The organism is Oerskovia rustica (assembly GCF_014836555.1).
In the GTDB taxonomy this organism is placed as follows: domain Bacteria; phylum Actinomycetota; class Actinomycetes; order Actinomycetales; family Cellulomonadaceae; genus Oerskovia; species Oerskovia rustica.
The window spans coordinates 1-5,541 of record NZ_JACSQQ010000067.1; the positions used below are offsets into that span (position 1 = coordinate 1).

The following is a 5,541-nucleotide window of genomic DNA, read 5'->3' on the forward strand; positions in this document are numbered from 1 at the left end:
GCCAAAGGCCCACCCCTGTTGGGGTGGGCCTTTGGTGAATGGTTGTCCGGCGGCGACCTACTCTCCCACCCCGTCTCCAGGGCAGTACCATCGGCGCTGAGAGGCTTAGCTTCCGGGTTCGGAATGGGACCGGGCGTTTCCCTCTCGCTATGACCGCCGTAACTCTATGGAGATGTTCGGGTCCCCCGGTTACGTGGGGGTGTGCCCGTATCTCGGGAACCGCACAGTGGACGCGTAGCAAAAGTTTGTGTGTTATCAAGTTGTCGGCTTATTAGTACCGGTCAGCTTCAGCAGTCTTTAGTCCTGCCTTACACATCCGGCCTATCTACCCAGTGGTCTAGCTGGGAGCCTCTCCCCCTTGCGGGGATGGAAACCTCATCTTGAAGCAGGCTTCCCGCTTAGATGCTTTCAGCGGTTATCCCTTCCGAACGTAGCTAACCAGCCGTGCTCCTGGCGGAACAACTGGCACACCAGAGGTTCGTCCGTCCCGGTCCTCTCGTACTAGGGACAGCCCTTCTCAAGTTTCCTGCGCGCGCAGCGGATAGGGACCGAACTGTCTCACGACGTTCTAAACCCAGCTCGCGTACCGCTTTAATGGGCGAACAGCCCAACCCTTGGGACCTACTCCAGCCCCAGGATGCGACGAGCCGACATCGAGGTGCCAAACCATGCCGTCGATATGGACTCTTGGGCAAGATCAGCCTGTTATCCCCGGGGTACCTTTTATCCGTTGAGCGACGGCGCTTCCACAAGCCACCGCCGGATCACTAGTTCCGACTTTCGTCCCTGCTCGACCTGTCAGTCTCACAGTCAAGCTCCCTTGTGCACTTGCACTCGACACCTGATTGCCAACCAGGCTGAGGGAACCTTTGAGCGCCTCCGTTACATTTTAGGAGGCAACCGCCCCAGTTAAACTACCCACCAGGCACTGTCCCTGATCCGGATTACGGACCGAGGTTAGATATCCAGAGCGACCAGAGTGGTATTTCAACGTTGACTCCACACACACTGGCGTGCATGCTTCACAGTCTCCCACCTATCCTACACAAGCCGCACCGAACACCAATACCAAGCTATAGTAAAGGTCCCGGGGTCTTTCCGTCCTGCTGCGCGTAACGAGCATCTTTACTCGTAGTGCAATTTCGCCGAGTTCGCGGTTGAGACAGCGGAGAAGTCGTTACGCCATTCGTGCAGGTCGGAACTTACCCGACAAGGAATTTCGCTACCTTAGGATGGTTATAGTTACCACCGCCGTTTACTGGGGCTTAAATTCTGAGCTTCGCTCCGAAGAGCTGACCCGTCCTCTTAACCTTCCAGCACCGGGCAGGCGTCAGTCCGTATACATCGTCTTGCGACTTCGCACGGACCTGTGTTTTTAGTAAACAGTCGCTTCTCCCTGGTCTCTGCGGCCGTCAACGCTCGGGAAGCTAGTTCCGTCACGCATCGGGCCCCCCTTCTCCCGAAGTTACGGGGGCATTTTGCCGAGTTCCTTAACCACGATTCTCTCGATCGCCTTAGTATTCTCTACCTGACCACCTGAGTCGGTTTAGGGTACGGGCGGCTAGAACCTCGCGCCGAGGCTTTTCTTGGCAGCATAGGATCACCCAATTCGCGCATACGCGCTATCTATCAGTTCTCAGGCTATGTGAACAGCGGATTTGCCTACTGTTCGCCCTACAACCTTGGACACGGTCAACCATCGCCGTGCTGGGCTACCTTCCTGCGTCACCCCTGTTAATACGCTTACCTAGTACCGGTTCGGGTCGCGCGCCGCTCCCGCGATGTCTCCCGAAGGAGACGGTGCGGGTTAAGGGCGCTTAGCATCACCGGGTTCGGTATGGGCGGTTCTTCGCCGGTAGGAGAATATCAACTCCTTGTCCATCGACTACGCCTGTCGGCCTCGCCTTAGGTCCCGACTTACCCAGGGCGGATTAGCCTGGCCCTGGAACCCTTGGTCATTCGGCGGACGGGTTTCTCACCCGTCTTTCGCTACTCATGCCTGCATTCTCACTCGTGTAGGCTCCACCGCTGGGTTACCCCGCGACTTCACTGCCCACACGACGCTCCCCTACCCATCCACACGCCTGGACCACGAAGGCCTAGCGTTTGTGTGAATGCCACAGCTTCGGCGGTGTACTTGAGCCCCGCTACATTGTCGGCGCGGAATCACTTGACCAGTGAGCTATTACGCACTCTTTCAAGGGTGGCTGCTTCTAAGCCAACCTCCTGGTTGTCTGTGCAACTCCACATCCTTTCCCACTTAGCACACGCTTAGGGGCCTTAGCTGGTGGTCTGGGCTGTTTCCCTCTCGACTACGGAGCTTATCCCCCGCAGTCTCACTCCCGCGCTCTCACTTACCGGCATTCGGAGTTTGGCTGACGTCAGTAACCTTGTAGGGCCCATCGGCCATCCAGTAGCTCTACCTCCGGCAAGAAACACGCGAGGCTGCACCTAAATGCATTTCGGGGAGAACCAGCTATCACGAAGTTTGATTGGCCTTTCACCCCTAACCACAGGTCATCCCCCAGGTTTTCAACCCTGGTGGGTTCGGTCCTCCACGTAGTCTTACCCACGCTTCAACCTGCCCATGGCTAGATCACTTCGCTTCGGGTCTAGACCCAGCGACTCATTCGCCCTATTCAGACTCGCTTTCGCTACGGCTTCCCCACACGGGTTAACCTTGCCACTGAGCACTAACTCGCAGGCTCATTCTTCAAAAGGCACGCTGTCACCCCTGCTAGGGAGGCTCCAACGGATTGTAGGCACACGGTTTCAGGTACTATTTCACTCCCCTCCCGGGGTACTTTTCACCTTTCCCTCACGGTACTGGTCCGCTATCGGTCACTAGGTAGTATTTAGGCTTAGCAAGTGGTCTTGCCGGATTCACACGGGATTTCTCGGGCCCCGTGCTACTTGGGATCCCCTTCGGGAGGCCACGTCATTTCGTCTACGGGGGTCGCACCCTCTGTGCCGGGCCTTTCAATGCCCTTCGACTATAACGCGACTTTCTGACTCCCTGACCGGGTACCAGCCCGGTCTGAAAGGTCCCACAACCCCGCCCATGCAACGCCTGGTAGCTATCACACATGAACGGTTTGGCCTGTTCCGCTTTCGCTCGCCACTACTCACGGAATATCTCTTCCTGTCGGTACTGAGATGTTTCACTTCCCGACGTTCCCTCCACACACCCTATATATTCAGGTGCGGGTCACTGGACATGACTCCAGCGGGGTTTCCCCATTCGGAGATCCTCGGATCACGGTTCGTTTGCCAACTCCCCGAGGCTTATCGCAGGCTACAACGTCCTTCATCGGCTCCTAGTGCCAAGGCATCCACCCTGTGCCCTTAAAAACTTGACAACAAAAAATTGCAGAGAACAAAGATAAATCTTTGATCTTACAAAGATGCTCGCGTCCACTGTGCAGTTCTCAAGCTACGGACGATCCCACCCGCTCCCACGGCCTACCAACACAACCGGTTGGCGGTTCACCCAGGAGACGCGATGGCCCGTTCAGAGCGACCCCACCCATGCGGGCGGTTCCCTCAGGACCCAACAGTGTGCTTGGCAAACCCCTCCCCCGTACCCGTGATGTTCCACCACCCACCCGAAGATGGACAGGTACTGACACGAACCGTCATGGACGAGCTCTTCGTTAATGTTCCACCCTTGAGCAACCATCCACCCACGCGTTCGGCGAGTGCCATGGCCTCTGCACAACCAGCACCCAGGGGCGCCGGCTGTGAGTGATGCTCCTTAGAAAGGAGGTGATCCAGCCGCACCTTCCGGTACGGCTACCTTGTTACGACTTAGTCCCAATCGCCAGTCCCACCTTCGACAGCTCCCTCCACAAGGGTTGGGCCACCGGCTTCGGGTGTTACCGACTTTCGTGACTTGACGGGCGGTGTGTACAAGGCCCGGGAACGTATTCACCGCAGCGTTGCTGATCTGCGATTACTAGCGACTCCGACTTCATGGGGTCGAGTTGCAGACCCCAATCCGAACTGAGACCGGCTTTTTGGGATTCGCTCCACCTCGCGGTATCGCAGCCCTTTGTACCGGCCATTGTAGCATGCGTGAAGCCCAAGACATAAGGGGCATGATGATTTGACGTCATCCCCACCTTCCTCCGAGTTGACCCCGGCAGTCTCTTATGAGTCCCCACCATGACGTGCTGGCAACATAAGACGAGGGTTGCGCTCGTTGCGGGACTTAACCCAACATCTCACGACACGAGCTGACGACAACCATGCACCACCTGTACACCGACCTTGCGGGGCAACCATCTCTGGAAGTTTCCGGTGTATGTCAAGCCTTGGTAAGGTTCTTCGCGTTGCATCGAATTAATCCGCATGCTCCGCCGCTTGTGCGGGCCCCCGTCAATTCCTTTGAGTTTTAGCCTTGCGGCCGTACTCCCCAGGCGGGGCACTTAATGCGTTTGCTGCGGCACGGAACTCGTGGAATGAGCCCCACACCTAGTGCCCAACGTTTACGGCATGGACTACCAGGGTATCTAATCCTGTTCGCTCCCCATGCTTTCGCTCCTCAGCGTCAGTTGCGGCCCAGTGACCTGCCTTCGCCATCGGTGTTCCTCCTGATATCTGCGCATTCCACCGCTACACCAGGAATTCCAGTCACCCCTACCGCACTCTAGTCTGCCCGTACCCGATGCAAGCTCAAGGTTGAGCCTTGAGTTTTCACACCAGACGCGACAAACCGCCTACGAGCTCTTTACGCCCAATAATTCCGGACAACGCTTGCGCCCTACGTATTACCGCGGCTGCTGGCACGTAGTTAGCCGGCGCTTCTTCTGCAGGTACCGTCACTTGCGCTTCTTCCCTGCTGAAAGAGGTTTACAACCCGAAGGCCTTCATCCCTCACGCGGCGTCGCTGCATCAGGCTTTCGCCCATTGTGCAATATTCCCCACTGCTGCCTCCCGTAGGAGTCTGGGCCGTGTCTCAGTCCCAGTGTGGCCGGTCGCCCTCTCAGGCCGGCTACCCGTCGTCGCCTTGGTAGGCCATTACCCCACCAACAAGCTGATAGGCCGCGAGTCCATCCCAGACCGATAAATCTTTCCAGACACTCCCCATGCAGGGGCATCTCGTATCCAGTATTAGACCTCGTTTCCAAGGCTTATCCCGGAGTCTGGGGCAGGTTACTCACGTGTTACTCACCCGTTCGCCACTGATCCGCCCAGCAAGCTGGGCATCACCGTTCGACTTGCATGTGTTAAGCACGCCGCCAGCGTTCGTCCTGAGCCAGGATCAAACTCTCCGTAAATGTTTGCTATCAACCCCGAAGGATTAACAACCATACGAAGCGGACCCGAAGGTCCATAATCATGGCTACAAACCGAAAACATGACGTTTTCAATTCATACCAAATAAGCAGTCTCCACACGAACACACAACACACACCAAACGATGCGCGCCACACGCCCACGCAGGACAATTGGCATTAACTATCAAGCACACTGTTGAGTTCTCAAGCAACCGACACGCACCGACTCCAACCCACCAGGGGCCTTCACTCGGGGCAACTT

Annotated in this window: 3 rRNA genes; all 3 read right to left on the bottom strand. The window is 56.9% G+C overall.

Annotated features, from left to right (window positions below):
• Nucleotides 1-44: 44 nt before the first annotated feature.
• The 3 genes from rrf to H9652_RS19385 all read right to left on the bottom strand — a co-directional run bounded on the left by rrf (nt 45) and on the right by H9652_RS19385 (nt 5,279).
• Nucleotides 45-161, bottom strand: a 5S ribosomal RNA gene (rrf, locus tag H9652_RS19375).
• 90 nt (nt 162-251) lie between these two features.
• A 23S ribosomal RNA gene (locus H9652_RS19380) occupies nt 252-3,359 on the bottom strand.
• A 399-nt stretch (nt 3,360-3,758) separates the two neighbouring features.
• A 16S ribosomal RNA gene (locus H9652_RS19385) occupies nt 3,759-5,279 on the bottom strand.
• The 16S, 23S and 5S rRNA genes sit together here, the layout of an rRNA operon.
• Nucleotides 5,280-5,541: the final 262 nt, after the last annotated feature.